The sequence below is a fragment of the Microbacterium resistens NBRC 103078 genome, assembly GCF_001552355.1.
In the GTDB taxonomy this organism is placed as follows: domain Bacteria; phylum Actinomycetota; class Actinomycetes; order Actinomycetales; family Microbacteriaceae; genus Microbacterium; species Microbacterium resistens.
Genome location: NZ_BCRA01000109.1, coordinates 1 through 15731, shown reverse-complemented (window position 1 = coordinate 15731; position 15731 = coordinate 1). Strand labels below are relative to the sequence as shown.

Sequence of the window (15731 nt, the reverse complement as noted above, 5' to 3'; positions counted from 1 at the left end):
AGCTAGCGCCGTCGCTCCGTGTCGGTCGAATGCCGTGTCGAGGGAGCGTGCGAGCACTTTGTGTACACAGGTTACATAGGGGGTACTATATACAAATGGCTACCGTAACTTCCGAAGTCTCCACCAGGGAGCTGCGCACTCATCTCTCCGACATCCTTGGGCGCGCCATGTATGCGGGGGAACGCATCGGTGTGACTCGGAACGGCAAGCTGGCTGCTGTCGTCGTCAGCATCGACGATCTCGAGGCGCTCGAAGCGTTCGAGATGGCACAGGACATCGCCGCGTACCGCGAGGCTAAGGCTGAGGATGACGGCGGACGAGTCTCGCTGGCCGAGCTTCGTGCCGATCTGGCCTCGTGAGCTACCGCGTAGAGTTCACCACGGCCGCAGCACGTCAAATGAAGAAGCTCCCGCGACCAGCACGCGGTCGAGTCCTGAGTGCGATCGAGGAGTTGGCGGGAGATCCCCGGCCGCACGGCGCGAAGAAGCTCACCGGAGAGCAGACGGCATGGCGCATCCGCATCGGGGACTACCGCGTGATCTACGATGTCTTCGACACCCAACTGGTGGTGACGGTGGTCCGCGCCGGACACCGCCGCGAGGTCTATGACCGGTAGCTCCCCCGAGCTGTATCTTGCGTTCTCGGGGCTGCGCGAGCCGCTTCAGTGGTTCCCGGCGCGGAGAGTGCGGGCCGCATCCTGCCGGTGGCGATCAATTCAGTGACTCTCATCGAGGTAGCGGTCCTGCCCCTGCTGCACGCCCTGTTCGCCGGCGTCGCCGGCCGCGGGCCGCGCTAGCGCCGTCGCTCCGTGTCGGGGAGGGGAGGCTCGCCGGCCTTGCGCCGGTCCGCGGCGGCGACGCCCTCCCGCATCGCGTCGCGGTCGGCTCGCGACCACGGCCCCGACGCGGCGAGCGGGATCTCGGTCAGGAAGCGGCGCTCGGGCTCGGGGATCCGCTGCACGAACGCGTCGGGGTCGCTGCCCGCGAGGGCGTACAGGGCGGGGCCGTCGGCATAGAAGAGATCGGTGACGACGAGTCGCCCGTCCGATCCGCGCATGACGTTCGCGGGGTTGTCGTCGAGCGGGCCGCACCAGGGCAGCTCCGCGCGGGCCCGGTCATGGATCCGCTGCACGATGCCCGCGAGCTCCTCGGCCGGCGCGCCACCGCTCGCCACGGCGCGATGGAACGCCGACGCCTCCTCCTCCGGCACGGCGGCGAGCCACTCCATCACCTGGAGGTCGCCGCCGCCGGCGAGGCGTCGGTGCGCATGCAGCCGAGGCACCTGGCGGGTGTGCGCAGCCGCGCGGTAGAGCTCCGCGGTGTACGGGCCGGTGGGGTCGAACGGGCTGATCCGGACCGTCAGCTCGCCGTCCGGCGATCGCAGGGCGATCGCCCAGTCCCCGGCCCCGCACGGCGTCCACCCGGCGTCGAGGAACGCCCGTTCGGCGTCGCGGTGATCGGCTGAGGCGTCCAGCTCGGCGAGGGTCTCGTCCATCCCCTCAGTCTGACGCCGCGCCGCGGCCGCGGACGTGGGATCCCCTCGGGATGGTGGCGGAGGGGGCGGCGACGCGGCGATGTCGGACGCCCGTGGTTGTATGACAACATGAGCATCGCAACGTCGGCAGACGGCACTCCCATCGAGTTCTCGGCGACCGGAGACGGCCGAACCGTCGTGATCGTGAACGGGGCCCTGTCGAGGGCGGAGGACGCCGCGCCGATCGCCCGGGCGGTCGCCGATGCCGGTCTCCGTGCGGTCACCTGGGATCGCCGTGCCCGCGGCGGGAGCGGCGACCGGTCCGGCTCCACACCCGACGACGAGGTGGCCGACCTGGCGGCGGTGATCACGGCGGCCGGCGGGGCCGATGCCGTCCTCGGCCATTCCTCCGGGGCCGTGCTCGCGCTCTATGCCGCATCGCAGGGCGTCTCGACCGGCGCGCTGTTCCTCTCCGAGCCGCCGATCGATTTCGACGGCTCCGGTGCGCAAACGCCGGAGCTCGCCGAGCGACTGCAGGCGCTCGTCAGCGACGGGCGGCCCGGCGACGCGATCGAGACCTTCCAGATCGAAGCGGTCGGGCTGCCTCGCGAGATGGTCGAAGCCGGCCGCACGAACGGCATGCTCGCCGCCCTCACGGCGCTCGCGCAGTCCACGGTGTACGACACACGACTGGTGTATCGGATGCGTCAGCCGAGCGCCGAGCTGCTGGACGTGAAGCGTCCCGTCACCGTGCTGCGCGGTGAGCAGACCTTCCCCTTCCTGATCGCCGCGTCGGACTGGGCCGCCGGGCAGATCCCCGGTGCGGAGCTCGTCATCGTGCCCGAGTCGATCATGCACCGGGTCGATCCGACCGCGACGGCTCGCGTGATCTCCGCACGACTCTGACGCCTCGTCCGCGGGTTCGCGGGATCGCGGGTTCGCGGGTTCGCGGACGCGGAGCCCGTCCCGGCCACGCGCGTGAGCGAGGTCACCGAACGAGGTGACCGCGCGCACGTCGTCACGTCCCCGCCGAGGCGGAGGCGCGTCGCTCGTGGGTGGCGTGCACGTGAGAGGATCCCCTTCTCCACCTCGCCCGTCGGCGGTATCGCGAGGGGGGTAATCACGACAGGTCGTCACGGACCCGCCCCGATGCCGACGGCGCTGTTCTCCCGTGCGCCGACCGGCCCCGCCGTCGCGAGCCCGGTCCGACGAGGGTCTTGACACCCGGAGGTCGCGGGCATAACGTACAACCAAATGGTTGCACAACGAGAACTCGACGAGACGGAGATCGACCGTGTCTTCCACGCACTGGCGGCCTCGACCCGGCGCGACATCCTGCGCCGGACCATCGACCGCGAGCAGTCGGTCTCCGCATTGGCCCGTGACTACGACATGTCGTTCGCCGCGGTCCAGAAGCATGTGGCCGTCCTGGAAGAGGCGCGGCTCATCATCAAGCGCGCCGAGGGACGCGAGCGGCTCGTCCGCGCCAATCCGGACATGATCGCCCGCGCCCGCGCTCTGCTCGCCCGGTACGAGGAGCTGTGGCGCGCCCGCGTCTCGCGCCTCGACGACCTGCTCGCCGCCGAGGGCTTCACCGGCCCGACCGGCGGGCCCTCCCCCTCATCCGATTCCGCATCACCCCACCGAGGAGAATGACATGCCCGTCATCGACGTCACCACCGATCCCGAAGCCTTGACGATGACCGTCACGGCTGACTTCGCCGCACCCGTCGAGCGCGTGTGGAACGCGTACAGCGACCCGCGTCAGCTCGAGCGCTTCTGGGGCCCTCCCGGGTGGCCTGCCACGTTCACCGCCTGGGACCACCGGGTCGGCGGCCGGGCCGTCTACTCGATGAACGGCCCGCGTGGGGAGAAGTCGTCCGGATCCTGGGAGTTTCTCGCGATCGAGGCACCGAACCGGTTCGAGGTCCTGGACAGCTTCGTGGACGACGAGGGCGCGCCGCTCGACGGATTCCCGGCGATGCGGATGGCCTTCGCCTTCGAGCCCGCCGGCGACGGGACGCGCATGGTCACGACGAGCTACTTCGACTCGGTCGAGGCGCTGGACCAGGTGGTCGAGATGGGCGCCGTCGAGGGGACGAAGATGGCCATGGCGCAGCTCGACGCCGTCCTGCAGGACCTCCGGGAGTACGCGCAGGGCAAGGGCACGCGCGTCGAACTGCTCGACGACACCCACGTGCGGATCACCCGGCTCGTGGAAGGGCCGCGCGAGCTGGTGTGGCGCGCGCACCACGACCCGGCACTTCTCCCGCGGTGGATGACCGGGCCGGACGGCTGGGTCATGACCGAGAGCGTCCCCGGCGCTGCCGCCGGCGATGCGCACCGCATGTCCTGGGCCCCGCTCGACGGCACGGACGGCGAGGCGTTCGGTTTCGAGGGCGAGATCCTGCTCGTCGATCCGCCGTACCGCGAAGTGTCCACGGAGAGGATGCAGGGCACCGAGGGCCCCACGACGCTGAACGACTTCAGCCTCTATGAGGAGAACGGCGCCACGCTGATCACCCTGCTCATCGAATACCCGGACAAGGAGACCCGCGACATGATCCTCGCCACCGGCATGGCCGACGGCATGGAAGCGGGATACGCCCGTCTGGAGAGCACCGTCCTGGCCCCGGCCTGATCCGGGGCCGGATGCGCGCGTTTCGTCTCGTCGCTGCGCTCCTCGCTCAACGACCGGTGTGGGTTCCCGGTCGTTGAGCGAGCGCAGCGAGACGAAACGGTGTGTGGGTTCCCGGTCGTTGAGCGAGCGGAGCGAGACGGAACGGTGTGTGGGCTCGGTCGTTGAGCGAGCGCAGCGAGACGGAACGGTGTGTGGGTTCCCGGTCGTTGAGCGAGCGGAGCGAGACGAAACGGTGTGTGGGTTCCCGGTCGTTGAGCGAGCGGAGCGAGACGGAACGGTGTGTGGGTTCCCGGTCGTTGAGCGAGCGGAGCGAGACGAAACGTCGCGACCCGCACCCGTCCGCCGCCACGGCGGCCGGGCTGGGAGCGGCGGTGACCGCGTGTCAGGATGGATTTCCATGGACACCCCGGACGAGAAGGAAACGACGCGCTCCGACGCTCACGCCACGCCGGCGGGCTCACGGCCCCCGGTGGTCCGAGGATCCGCTGCCCCGCCGCCGAACGTCCCGCCGGGCTCGCCCGCTCCTCCGGCTCGTCCCGCCAACAAGGCCACGGAAGCGGCACGCAAGATCGTCCGGGACATGTCCGCCGTCCCGCCGCGAAGCGTCCATCCGGCCCTGATCCCCGGCGTCGCCGTCGAGGAGACCGGGCGCACCTACCGGACGGATCCGCTGGTCTTCGGCATCGCGGTCACGCTCACCCTCGCGTTCATCGCCTGGGGCGTCTTCGCCGGCGACAACCTCTCCGGCACCACCAAGACGGCGCTGGACTGGGTGGTGGAGCACCTCGGGTTCTTCTTCACCACGATCGCCACCGTCGTGCTGGTGTTCATGCTGTTCGTGGGGTTCAGCCGCTACGGGCGGATCCCGCTGGGCCGCGACGACGAGCAGCCCGAGTTCTCGCTCTTCTCCTGGATCTCGATGCTGTTCGCCGCGGGCATGGGCATCGGTCTGGTGTTCTGGGGCGCCGCCGAGCCGCTCACATTCTACGAGAGCCCGCCGCCGGGCACCGTCGAGGCGAACACGCTCGAGGCCATGCACCAGGCCCAGGCGCAGGTGCTCTACCACTGGGGCCCGCAGGCGTGGGCCTTCTACGCGCTCGTGGGCGGCGCGATCGCCTACGGCGCCTACCGCCGCGGACGCACGCCGCTCATCTCGTCGATCTTCGCGCCGCTGCTTGGCGAGGACCGCACGACCGGCGCCGTGGGCCGCACGATCGACATCTTCTCGATCATCGTCACGCTCTTCGGCACGGCGGCCTCCCTCGGTCTCGGCGCGCTGCAGATCGGTCACGGGATCGAGATCGTGGCCGGGATCGGGGAGATCGGCAACGGCATCCTGATCATGGTGATCGCCGTGCTCACCGCGTGCTTCATCGCCTCGGCGGTCTCGGGCGTCTCCAAGGGGATCCGGGCGCTGTCGAACATCAACTCGATCGCCGCGATCCTCCTGGCCCTGTTCGTCTTCTTCGTCGGGCCGACGCTGCTGATCCTCAACGTCATCCCCGCGGTGGCGGCGGAGTTCATCGGGGACCTTCCGCAGCTCATCGGACGATCCGGATCCCAGGGCGAGGCGGCGCAGGCGTTCCTGTCCAGCTGGACGATCTTCTACTGGGCGTGGTGGATCTCCTGGTCGCCCTTCGTCGGCATGTTCATCGCGAAGATCTCCCGGGGGCGGACGCTGCGGCAGTTCGTGTCCGTCGTGATCCTGGTGCCCTCGGTGATCTCGCTGATCTGGTTCGCGATCTTCGGGACCACGGCGATCGACCAGCAGCGCGGCGGCGCCGGGCTGAAGACGAACCCGCCGGAGGAGGTCCTCTTCGGAGTCCTCGAGAACCTGCCCTTCCCGCTCGTGACGAGCGTCGCCCTGATCCTGCTCATCGCGATCTTCTTCATCACCGGCGCGGACTCGTCGTCGCTCGTGATGGGGACGCTGTCGCAGCAGGGCCGTCCGGAGCCCGCCCGCTGGGTGGCCGCGACCTGGGGGACGCTCGTCGGCGTGATCGCCGCGGTCCTGCTCGTCTCGGGCGAGGAGGGCAGCGGCCTGAAGTCGCTGCAGAACGTGACCATCATCGCGGCCCTGCCCTTCGCGATCATCATGGCGTTCATGATGATCTCGTTCCTCCGCGACCTGCAGCGCGATCCGCTCATCCTCCGCGACAAGTACGCGGTGCGCGCGGTGCGGCACAGCGTCCGCTCGGGCTTGGAGGAGTACGGCGACGACTTCGCCCTCGTCCCCGTCGAGTACGACCATTCGACGGACGACATCGCCTGGGTGGACGAGGAGGACGTCGACGACAGCCTCGCCGAGGTGTACCAGGCGGCGACCGAGGCGATTGACATCATCCCGGTGGACGCCGAGGAGGTCCCGGCCGACGAGACGGGATCCGGCCCGGCGGCCGGTGCGGCGGAGCCCGGTGCGGCGGAGGAGGAGCGCCCGCCCGCCCCCTGACACGCGTGCGTCTCGCTCGGACGCCGTCGTTCGGTGCGGGTGGGCGCGTTTCGTCTCGTCGCTGCGCTCCTCGCTCAACGACCGGATGCGGTGTTCGCGCGTTGCGGTGGACGGTGGAGTGGGTTTCCTCCGCGGGAGGCGCGGTTCTCCGCGTCGGTGGGTGGTGGGGCCGGTCGTTGAGGGACACTTCGACTCGCTTCGCTCGCTCAGTGCGGGTCTCCGCGAGACGAAACGCGATTCAGATCAGACGGCGCAACGCCTCCTCCAGGGGGATCCCCTGGGCGTCGGCGCGATCGCGGAGACGCGCGTGCTCGTCGGAGGACAGGGTGACCCGCAGTTCGATCGGCGGCACGACCGGGGCGTCGAGCCCGTCGAGCAGATCCGCGGTCTCGGCCCAGAGCGGGGACGCCGCGACAGCCGGAGCAGCCGCGCCCGCGGCGGCGTCGGCGGAAGCGGGAGCCGACACCCCGGAGCCGGGGGCACCGACCGGGGCCTCGACGCGGCGGAAGCCCGGACCGCGCTGCGGCTCCTCCTTCTTCTGATAGGCCTTCGCCGCCGCGTTGGCACGGGCGTCGGCGGCCTCGTTCCGCGGGTGCCCGGCGTGGCCCTTGACCCACGAGAACGACACCTCGCGGCCGCGCATGGCCTCGTCGATCCCCTCCAGCAGGTCCCGGTTGAGCACGGGCCCGCCGTCGGCCTTCCGCCAGCCCCGGCGCTTCCAGCCCGGCATCCACTTGGTCACCGAGTCGATCACGTAGCGGCTGTCACATTCGATGACGAGCTCGTCCTGGATCCCCGCCGTCGCACGCAGCAGCTCGAGCACCGCCTGAAGCTCGCCCTGGTTGTTCGTCCCGTGCGCGGATCCGCCCGCGGCCCAGGTGTCCTCGTCGATGTACCAGGCCCACCCGTTGGGGCCCGGGTTGCCCAGTGCGGAGCCGTCTGCGGCGGCGGTGATCGTCATCCCTCCACCGTACGGCGCGGCGCCGACGCGGACGAAAGCCCCGGTCCGCCAGGCGCGTCCCAGGAACCTCTGGAAGCATGCCGGACATGACCGCCGTGCCGCCTCCGTCGTCGTTCGCACCGCATCCGACGACCGGCGGCTCGGGCGTGGCGGCCTTCTGCCTCGGCGTTCTCGGGGCGATGATCGGAGTCCTCCCGCAGGTCGTCGGAGGCGGACGGCTCCCCCTGCAGAACCTCTGGCCGGAGGCCGTCGGTCCCGGCGAGATGCCCTTCTCGGTGCTGCCGGTGAGCCAGTACCAGTCGACCGCCATCTTCGCGATGCTGGTGGCGGGCGGCGCGCTCGCGGGCCTCGGCATCCACGTCCTCGCCCGCCGCAGCGGGTGGGCCGCGTGGCCGGCGGCCCTGGGGCTGCTCGTCGGTCACGCCGGGGTCATCGCGCAGAGCTTCTCGGTGGTGGGACGGGGCCTCAGGATCGGATCCGAGGCGGCGGACGACCGCGCCGCGCTGTACTTCGCCGGGCTGCTGGGCGGCACGATCGCCAGCGCGCTCGTCGCCCAGGCGGCGTTCTGGACGATCTCCCGCCGTTCGGTCGGCGTCGCCGCCCTCGGCCTCGGGCTCGTCGCGGCACCGCTGGCGTCGTGGGCCGGGCTGTGGGCGGTGATGCTGGCCGGACCCGCGGCCGTCCCGCCGCTCCTGCTGTTCCTGCTCCGCTGGCTGCCCGCCGTGATCGCCGGCGCCGCCCTCGCCTGGTGCGGGCTGCGTCCTCTCGGGCGCGTCCTGACCTGGCTCCTCGTCCTCGCCGGGCTGCTGCTGATCCCCGCTCTGCTGACCGCGGTGCGCTACGCCCTGGGCCTGCGGGTGCTCGACGGCGATCTGACGGAGATGGCCGCCGCCGGAGGCCAGGTGTTCGTGCAGGCGCTCGCCGTCGGCATCCCCCTCGTCACGCTCGCGGTCGTGATGGGGATCGCCGGGCTCGTCGTCCGGGGCGTGCGCCCTGCGGCCCACCCCGCGCCGAACCCCGAGACCATCGCGGGGACGGCCCCGGGCGCCTCCCGCGCCGAGTGACCGGAGCGGGTCCTCGCGGTCCGGCGACGGACCGGCGTCACTCCAGGACGAGCCCGACCTCGAAGGAGCGCCGCCACGGCAGCGTGAGCGCGGCGATCCGCACCCCTCCCGCGGGAAGGTCGGCGTCGAGGATCCGCGTGAGCTCCTCGTGCACCACGCGCTCCGCCTCGGCCACCCGCGCGTCGTCGGCCATCGGGTAATGATCCGGGAACAGCCGCGGACCGGCGTCGACGCGGACGACGGACTGGTAGGCGAAGTCGTCGAGGAGGCGCGTCAGCAGTGCGACCCGGGCGGCGGCGGGATCGAACCCGCCGGAGCGACGGCCGGTGACCGCGGCGGCGGCGACGGCGATCACGCTGCCGAGGGTATTGCCCGCGGTGTTCCAGCCGCCGAAGGCCTCCAGCGCGTCGAGCAGGCCCGCCTCGGACAGCGCGCGGACGAGAGCCTCGTCCGCGCCGTTGGGATAGCGGACGTCGGCCAGGGCCACCCGCTCGCCGCGCGCGACCCGCTCGCGCACGAGTGCGACGGTACCGGCGACGGCGTCCTCGTCGATCGCCTCCGGCCGCCCGCGGAACATGTCGTGTCGATCGGGGTCCGGCGCGTGCAGGACGAGGGTCACGTCGGCACCGTCGGGGACCTCGTCGGCCCCCGCGGCGCGGATCTGCCGGCTCACCGACGCGGCCAGCGACATGTTCTCGTACGGCGGGACGCGGTCCAGCCCCTCCGGATCCGCGCAGGCGACCGAGAAGGACGCCCGGGCGCCCGCGAGCGTCGCGAGCGCTCGCGCGACGAGCACGGCCCCGACCTCGTCCGCGCCCGGGTACATGAGGACGCCGCGACCGGACGGCAGCATCCGCATCCAGTGGCGCAGCCAGACCTGCTCGGCGCTGCCGGCCGCGAACGGCGCGGTGTCGTCGGCGGTGATGGCGAGGAAGCCCACCGTGCCGTCCTCGGCGAGCGTGAGCGCGGAGAGGTTGACGATGTGGTTGCGGACGCGGCGCAGGGAGTAGTCGCTGACGACATGCGCGGGCACCGGCGTCAGCTCCTCCAGAGGGAGCACGTCGTTCGTGTCCAGCAGGCGGTGCGCGTCGCCGCCGAGGGCGTGCAGCTCCTTGCCGTGCGCGGTCCAGTACTCCGGCTCCTCGGCGGCGGAGTAGGAGTTGCTCGCCCTGGTCACCAGCGACACGGCCGAGATCGGCAGGTCCGGTCGGGACCGGCGGATCTCGCGCAGCACGTCGAGCCGGGCGAGCACGGTGCGGGTGGAGTCGTGGCTGGTGCGGCTCGCGATGAGCCCGCCGTGCACGAGCATGTCGATCGAGACCACGAGGTGGACGGTGCCCGGATCCTGCGCGCGCTCGCGCAGCCAGGCGCCGAGCGCGTCGGCGTCTCCTGCCGTGCGGTAGGAGGGCAGGATCGAGGCCGGCGGCACGTCCAGCGCGACGCCGGCGACCGCCGCGACGTCCGCGGGGAGGCGGACGTTGACGGGCCGGTCGTCGAGGGGGAGCAGCGCGATCCGGGGGCGACGGGCGGAGGCGGGGGAAGCGGACACGAGGGCCTTTCTGAGCGGGCGGGGCGGAGGGCGAGGGGTCAGGGGCCGGGAGTCAGGGGCCGGGAGTCAGGGACGGGCGATCGAGACCTGGTACGAGTAGCGGTCCCCGCGATAGACGGACTCGGCGTACTCGATCGGTCGGCTGCGGGCGTCGTAGGTCGTGCGCTTGACGAGGAAGGCGGGGGAGAACGCGGGGGTCTGCAACGCCTCGGCCTGCTGTTCGTCGAGCACGATGGCGTGGATCTCCTGATCCGCGCGGACGGCGGTCAGTCCGTAGCGGGAGCGCAGGTCGTCGTAGAGGGAGTCGCCGTGGATGCCCTCCTCCAGGCCCGGGACCGCGCTCGCCGCGAGCGCGCATTCCTCCAGGCAGATGGGGACGTCGTCCGCGGTGCGGATGCGGCGGATCCGCACCACCGGCGCCCCGGGACTGAGCTGCAGCGCGTATCCGGCGGTCTGTCCGGCGGTCGCGAGCGCGATGTCGACGGACTGCGATCCGGGGCGCATGTTGCGCATCCGCATGTCCTCCGAGAACGAGGTGAGCTCGAAGGTCTTGCTGATCCGGGTGGCGCTGACGAAGGTGCCGGCGCCCTGCAGCCGGTACACGAGGCCGTCCCGTTCCAGCTCGTCCAAGGCGCGGCGGACGGTCTGCCGGTTGACCTCCAGGGCCTCGGCGAGCTCGCGTTCGGTGGGGAGGCGCTCGTGGGGCGCCAGACCCTGGTCGATCACCTCCTCCAGGTGCCGACGTACGCGCTCGTGCTTCGTCCCGGCTTCGGATGCGCCCACAGATCCTCCTTTGGTTCGAACCAATCTTGACGACAAGGTCTGTGCTGTGTCAATGTCGTTCTCCAACACCCCCTGATTGGTCTATTCCAATCTCATGTTCCTCAAGGACGAGCGGAGATCAGCGATGCACCACACCCTGAACAAGACGCGGCGCGGCCTCGTGGCCGGCGCGGTGACCGTCGCGACCGTCGCGGCGCTCGCGGGCTGCTCCGGCGGCGATGCCGGCGCGGACGGCAAGACGGAGATCACCTTCTCCTACCTCTGGGGCGGAGAGGAGGCCAAGGCGCTGGAGGAGATCATCGCCGACTTCAACGCGAGCCAGGACGAGATCGTCGTCAAGGGCGTCTCCAGCCCCGACACGCAGAAGCAGCTCACGTCCATGTCGTCGTCGAAGGGGTCCTTCGACATCTCCGACAACTTCGGCAACTCCGTCGGCGCGTGGGCCTCGAAGGGCATCCTCGCCCCGCTCGACGACGCCATCGCCGCCGAGAAGATCGACGTCGACGACTTCGTGCCCAGCGCCATGGAGCAGATGACCTACGAGGGCAAGACCTACGCCCTCCCGATCGCGATCCACAGCTTCCAGCTCCTGTACAACAAGACGCTGCTGGACGAGGCCGGCATCACGCCCCCCACCACCATGGACGAGCTCGCCGCGGCGGCGAAGGCGCTGACCAAGGTCGAGGGCGGCCGGATCACCCAGCTCGGTCTCGGGTCCGCCAACGACAGCACCACGCTCACGACCCTCGGGTTCGCCTTTGGTGGCAGCTGGGACGGCGCGGACGGCCCCACGCCCGCAGAGCCCGGCAACCTCCAGGCGCTGGAGTGGTACCAGCAGAACGTGGTCGAGCCGGTGGGCGCGGACAAGATGGCCGCGTTCGTCTCGGGGCAGGGCGAGTACCTGTCCGCCCAGGACCCGTTCTTCAGCGGACGCGTCGCCATGATCATCGACGGCGAGTGGCGCTCGGCCAGCGCGGCGAAGGTCGCTCCGGAGCTCGACTGGGGCGTCGCGGCGATCCCCGCGGCGACCCCGGCGCTCGCCGGCAGCACGCAGGTGACCTCCAGCACGCTGTTCATCCCCGCGAACTCGCAGCACAAGGAGGAGGCCGCGACGTTCCTGGCCTACCTGGTCGGCGAGGAGCCGATGGAGAAGTTCAGCCTCGCGCTCGGGAACCTCCCCGCGCGCACGTCGCTGGCCGGCAGCGACGCCTACAGCGACCTCAAGGACTTCTCCGTGTGGGCCGACGCGGCGTCCTCGCCCAACGCGCGCTCGCTGGCCAGCAAGCCCTACAGCGCCGAGTACGCGACCGACCTCGCGACGGCCTTCGACGAGGTCGTGCGGCTGACCGCGACGCCGGAGAAGGCGATCGCCACGGTCGAGTCGCGCATGGCGAACTACTCCGCGAAGTGACCGGTCCCCGATGACCAGCGCACTGTCGCGGGAGCGCGCCCGCCCCGGCACCGGGTCCGCCCGGCCCCGGGGCGGGCACGCCGGGGCGCGATCCCGGCGCAGCAGGAGGACGACCTTCATCGGCCTGGCCTTCGCCGCGCCCTTCATCGTCGGGTTCCTGTTCCTGTTCGCCTACCCGATCGCGGCGTCGGCCTTCTACAGCTTCACCGACTTCAACCTCTTCCAGGCCCCGGAATGGGTGGGCCTCGACAACTACGTCCAGATGTTCGGCGACGGCGTCTTCTGGAAGTCGCTCGCCAACACCGCGATCCTCACGGTCTTCGGCGTGCCGCTCGCGATCGGGATCGCCCTGGCCGGGGCGCACCTGCTCAACACCCCGGTGCGCGGTCAGCCGCTGTACCGCGCCCTCGTGTACCTGCCCTCCATCGTGCCGGTGGTCGTGGGCGGGTACCTGTGGCGCTGGCTGCTGAACGCCGAGTACGGCTTCATCAACCACTTCCTGTCCTGGTTCGGGATCACCGGACCCGCCTGGCTGCAGGAGCCGGACTGGACGAAGCCCGCGATCATCCTGATGTCGCTGTGGACGGTGGGCGGGACCATGATCATCTACCTCGCCGCTCTCCAGGAGGTGCCCAAGGAGCTCTACGAGGCGGCGGAGCTGGACGGCGCCGGCATCTGGCGTCGCTTCACGAACGTCACCTGGCCGACCGTCTCGCCGGTGACGCTGTTCCAGGTGATCGTGAGCATCATCGGGTTCCTGCAGATCTTCACGCAGCCGTACATCCTGTCCCAGGAACGGCTGAACCAGGCGGGATCGGGGCCGGGGCAGTCGATGCTCTCCTACGCGATGTACCTCTACCAGAACGCGTTCGTGTTCCTGAAGATGGGCTACGCCTCCGCGATGGCCTGGACGCTGTTCCTCGTCACGCTCGTCGTGAGCCTGATCGTGCTCGCGTCCTCCCGGAAGTGGGTGCACGATGGCTCGCGCTGACTCCCCCGTCGTCGCCGTCGCGCGTCGGCCTCGCTCCCGTCGCACCTGGCGGCGGATCCGGCAGCAGGTCTCGGTCGCGCTGCTCGCGCTGCTGTTCCTCTTCCCGCTGCTGGTGATGCTGTCGACCGCGTTCAAGACGCCCACGGACGTGTTCTCCTCCCCGCCGACGCTGCTTCCGCGGGAATGGACGCTCGACAACTTCGCCCAGGCGTTCGAGCAGATCCCGGTGTGGCGCTACCTCGCCAACACGCTGTTCGTCTCCGGGATGAGCATCCTCGGCACGGTCGTGTCCTGCCCCCTCGTCGCCTACGCCCTGGCGAAGGTGCGCTGGCGGGGCGCCCGTCCGCTGCTGATCCTGGTCCTGGCGACCATGATGCTGCCGCCGCAGGTGACGCTCATCCCGCTGTTCCTGGTCTGGAACGGGCTGGACGCGACGAACTCCTACCTGCCGCTGATCGTGCCCACGTTCCTCGGGACGCCGTTCTTCATCTTCATGATCCGCCAGTTCCTCCTCGCCGTGCCGGACGAGCTGATCGAGGCGGCCCGGCTGGACGGCGCGTCCGAGTTCCGCACCTATGCGACGATCGTGCTGCCCCTGGCGCGACCGGCGATCGTCACGGCGGCGATCTTCCAGTTCGTCTGGGCCTGGACCGACTTCCTCAATCCCCTCATCTATCTGAACGACGAATCGACCTACACGCTGTCCATCGGGCTGTACGCCTTCTTCGGTGAGAACGACGTGGCCTGGGGTCCGCTGATGGCGGCGTGCGCGATGTTCACGCTGCCCGCCGTCATCATCTTCCTCATCGGCCAGAAGTTCTTCATCGGCGGTGCCAGCGCAGGAGCCCTCAAATGACGCAACCCCTCTCCTCCCCGCTCGACCGGCTCGCCGGCGGTCTCGTCGCGTCCGTTCAGGCGACCGACGCGAGCCCGGTCCGGGACCCGGACGTGATCGCCGCGCTCGCCGGCGCGGCGCTCCTCGGCGGGGCCTGCGGGCTCCGGCTGAACGGACCGGTGGACGTGGCGCGGGCGCGGGAGCGCACCGATGTGCCCCTCATCGGCCTGCACAAGGTCGACAACGGCGTGCGCAACATCATCACGCCGACCCTGGAGCTGGCCAGGGGCCTGGCCCGGGCCGGGGCCGACCTCATCGCCGTGGACGCCACGGAGGAGGCGCTCGGCGACGACTTCGGGCTCCTCGCGGCGATCGTCGAGGAGACCGGCGTGCCCGTGATGGCCGACGTCTCGACCCTCGCCGAGGGGATCCGGGCCAGAGAGCACGGCGCCGCGGTGGTGGGCACCACGCTGTCCGGGTACACGCCCCAGTCCGCCGGGCGCGGCGACGGGCCCGACCTCGCGCTCGTGGCGGAGCTCGTCGCCGCGGGGATCCCCACCATCGCCGAAGGGCGGTACCAGACCGTCGACCAGGTCGCGCGGGCCTTCGACGCCGGTGCGCTCGCCGTGGTGGTGGGCGGGGCGATCACGGATCCGATCGCCATCACCGCGCGGTTCGTCGCCGCGACGCCCCGCGCCCGCGACGCGCTGGCGGCCGGAGGGGTGCGGTGATCGTCGGCGTGGACATCGGCGGCACGAAGATCGCCGTCGCCGGGTTCGACCGTGACGGCGACCACGTGCGCCGAGCGACGGCGACCGTCACCGCGCGCACGCCGGCGCTCGCCGGAGGCACCGCGATCCTGGAGACCGTGACCGACCTCGTCCGTGCCGCGTGCGGATCCTCGACCCCGACGGCGATCGGGGTCGGCACGGCCGGCGTGATCGACGCCGCCGGATCCGTCGCCTCGGCGACGGACGCGATCCGGGAGTGGACCGGCTTCCCCCTCGGCGCGCTCCTGGCCGAGCGGACCGGCGTCCCGACGACGGTCGTGAACGACGTGCACGCGGCCGCCGTGGCGGAGGCGCGGATCGGAGCGGGCGCCGGGGCGCGGACGCTGCTCGTCGTCACGGTGGGCACGGGGATCGGCGGCGCCGTCGTGATCGACGGCGAGCTGCACCGCGGGGCCACCGGCACGGCCGGATCCCTCGGGCACATCGACGTCCTCGCCCCCGAGCAGCTGGCGACGCGGCGGTGCTCCTGCGGCGTCGAGGGCCACGTGGAGGCGATGGCGTCCGGGCCCGCGCTGGAGCGCCGTTTCGCGGAGAGATCCGGGTCCCCACGGCCCCTGCGGGAGGTGGCCGCCCTCGCCGTGGCCGGCGACCCGGTCGCTCTCGACGTGATCGCCGAGGGCGCGCGTCTCCTGGGGCATGCGCTGGCCAGCGCCAACGCGCTCATCGACGCGGACACGATCGTCGTCGGCGGCGGCGTCGCCGAGATCGGGGACCGCTATCGCGCTGCGGTGGCCGATGCCTACCGCGAACGGGCGATGCCGGGCCCGCGGGCGGCCCGTGTGC

The 15731-nt window shown here is 71.3% G+C and carries 16 protein-coding genes; 12 read left to right on the top strand and 4 right to left on the bottom strand.

Annotation, left to right across the window (positions count from 1 at the left end; translation table 11 throughout):
• Positions 1-95 precede the first annotated feature (95 nt).
• Entirely contained in the window at positions 96-359 is a 264-nt protein-coding gene (locus MR1_RS15770) for a type II toxin-antitoxin system Phd/YefM family antitoxin (protein WP_067249063.1), read from the top strand.
• Positions 356-616: a type II toxin-antitoxin system RelE family toxin gene (locus MR1_RS15765; protein ID WP_067249059.1), complete on the top strand. Its 261-nt coding sequence runs from the start codon at positions 356-358 to the stop codon at positions 614-616. The genes MR1_RS15770 and MR1_RS15765 overlap by 4 nt, the downstream gene beginning before the upstream one ends.
• Before the next feature lie 176 nt (positions 617-792).
• Here the strand turns inward: MR1_RS15765 and MR1_RS15760 are convergent, their stop codons facing one another.
• Complete coding sequence (locus tag MR1_RS15760) at positions 793-1494, bottom strand: hypothetical protein (RefSeq protein WP_067249055.1); 702 nt, start codon at positions 1492-1494, stop codon at positions 793-795.
• Between the two features lie 108 nt (positions 1495-1602).
• On the opposite strand from MR1_RS15760, the gene MR1_RS15755 reads away from it, so the two are divergent.
• The 4 genes from MR1_RS15755 (at position 1603) to MR1_RS15740 (ending at position 6563) form a co-directional block, all read left to right on the top strand.
• Positions 1603-2379, top strand: a complete 777-nt coding sequence (locus MR1_RS15755; RefSeq protein WP_067249052.1) for an alpha/beta fold hydrolase — start codon at positions 1603-1605, stop codon at positions 2377-2379.
• Between the two features lie 348 nt (positions 2380-2727).
• On the top strand, positions 2728-3129 hold the full coding sequence (locus MR1_RS15750) for an ArsR/SmtB family transcription factor (protein WP_067249049.1): 402 nt from the start codon (positions 2728-2730) through the stop codon (positions 3127-3129).
• Position 3130: 1 nt separating this feature from the next.
• The gene (locus tag MR1_RS15745) at positions 3131-4114 is read left to right on the top strand and encodes an SRPBCC family protein (RefSeq protein ID WP_067249047.1); all 984 of its coding nucleotides are present in this window, start codon (positions 3131-3133) and stop codon (positions 4112-4114) included.
• 580 nt (positions 4115-4694) lie between these two features.
• Positions 4695-6563 (top strand): BCCT family transporter, encoded by a 1869-nt coding sequence (locus MR1_RS15740; protein WP_255218173.1) that lies wholly within the window; start codon positions 4695-4697, stop codon positions 6561-6563.
• A 238-nt stretch (positions 6564-6801) separates the two neighbouring features.
• Here the strand turns inward: MR1_RS15740 and MR1_RS15735 are convergent, their stop codons facing one another.
• Entirely contained in the window at positions 6802-7524 is a 723-nt protein-coding gene (locus MR1_RS15735; protein WP_067249043.1) for a ribonuclease H family protein, read from the bottom strand.
• An 86-nt stretch (positions 7525-7610) separates the two neighbouring features.
• Between MR1_RS15735 and MR1_RS15730 the strand changes: the two genes are divergently transcribed.
• Positions 7611-8588, top strand: coding sequence for a hypothetical protein (locus MR1_RS15730; RefSeq protein WP_157518295.1), 978 nt, complete (start codon positions 7611-7613; stop codon positions 8586-8588).
• A 37-nt stretch (positions 8589-8625) separates the two neighbouring features.
• Here MR1_RS15730 and MR1_RS15725 read toward each other — a convergent pair whose 3' ends face one another.
• Both MR1_RS15725 and MR1_RS15720 read right to left on the bottom strand, forming a co-directional pair.
• A complete protein-coding gene (locus MR1_RS15725; RefSeq protein ID WP_067249038.1) occupies positions 8626-10137 on the bottom strand; it encodes a DUF4127 family protein in 1512 nt (503 codons plus the stop codon).
• A gap of 66 nt (positions 10138-10203) precedes the next feature.
• Entirely contained in the window at positions 10204-10920 is a 717-nt protein-coding gene (locus MR1_RS15720) for a GntR family transcriptional regulator (RefSeq protein WP_067249035.1), read from the bottom strand.
• 94 nt (positions 10921-11014) lie between these two features.
• Here MR1_RS15720 and MR1_RS15715 point away from each other — a divergent pair, with 94 nt between their 5' ends.
• From MR1_RS15715 to MR1_RS15695, 5 genes are all read left to right on the top strand, one after another.
• On the top strand, positions 11015-12331 hold the full coding sequence (locus tag MR1_RS15715; RefSeq protein ID WP_084344794.1) for an ABC transporter substrate-binding protein: 1317 nt from the start codon (positions 11015-11017) through the stop codon (positions 12329-12331).
• Between the two features lie 10 nt (positions 12332-12341).
• Positions 12342-13322 carry a carbohydrate ABC transporter permease gene (locus tag MR1_RS15710; RefSeq protein WP_084344792.1) on the top strand — a complete coding sequence of 327 codons (981 nt, stop codon included), beginning with the start codon at positions 12342-12344 and terminating at the stop codon, positions 13320-13322.
• The gene (locus tag MR1_RS15705) at positions 13309-14178 is read left to right on the top strand and encodes a carbohydrate ABC transporter permease (RefSeq protein ID WP_067249031.1); all 870 of its coding nucleotides are present in this window, start codon (positions 13309-13311) and stop codon (positions 14176-14178) included. Before MR1_RS15710 ends, MR1_RS15705 begins: the two co-directional genes overlap by 14 nt.
• Entirely contained in the window at positions 14175-14888 is a 714-nt protein-coding gene (locus MR1_RS15700; protein WP_067249030.1) for an N-acetylmannosamine-6-phosphate 2-epimerase, read from the top strand. Before MR1_RS15705 ends, MR1_RS15700 begins: the two co-directional genes overlap by 4 nt.
• Positions 14885-15731, top strand: an 847-nt coding sequence (locus MR1_RS15695) for an ROK family protein (protein WP_067249027.1), incomplete at its 3' end; no start/stop codon positions are given. The genes MR1_RS15700 and MR1_RS15695, both read left to right, overlap by 4 nt.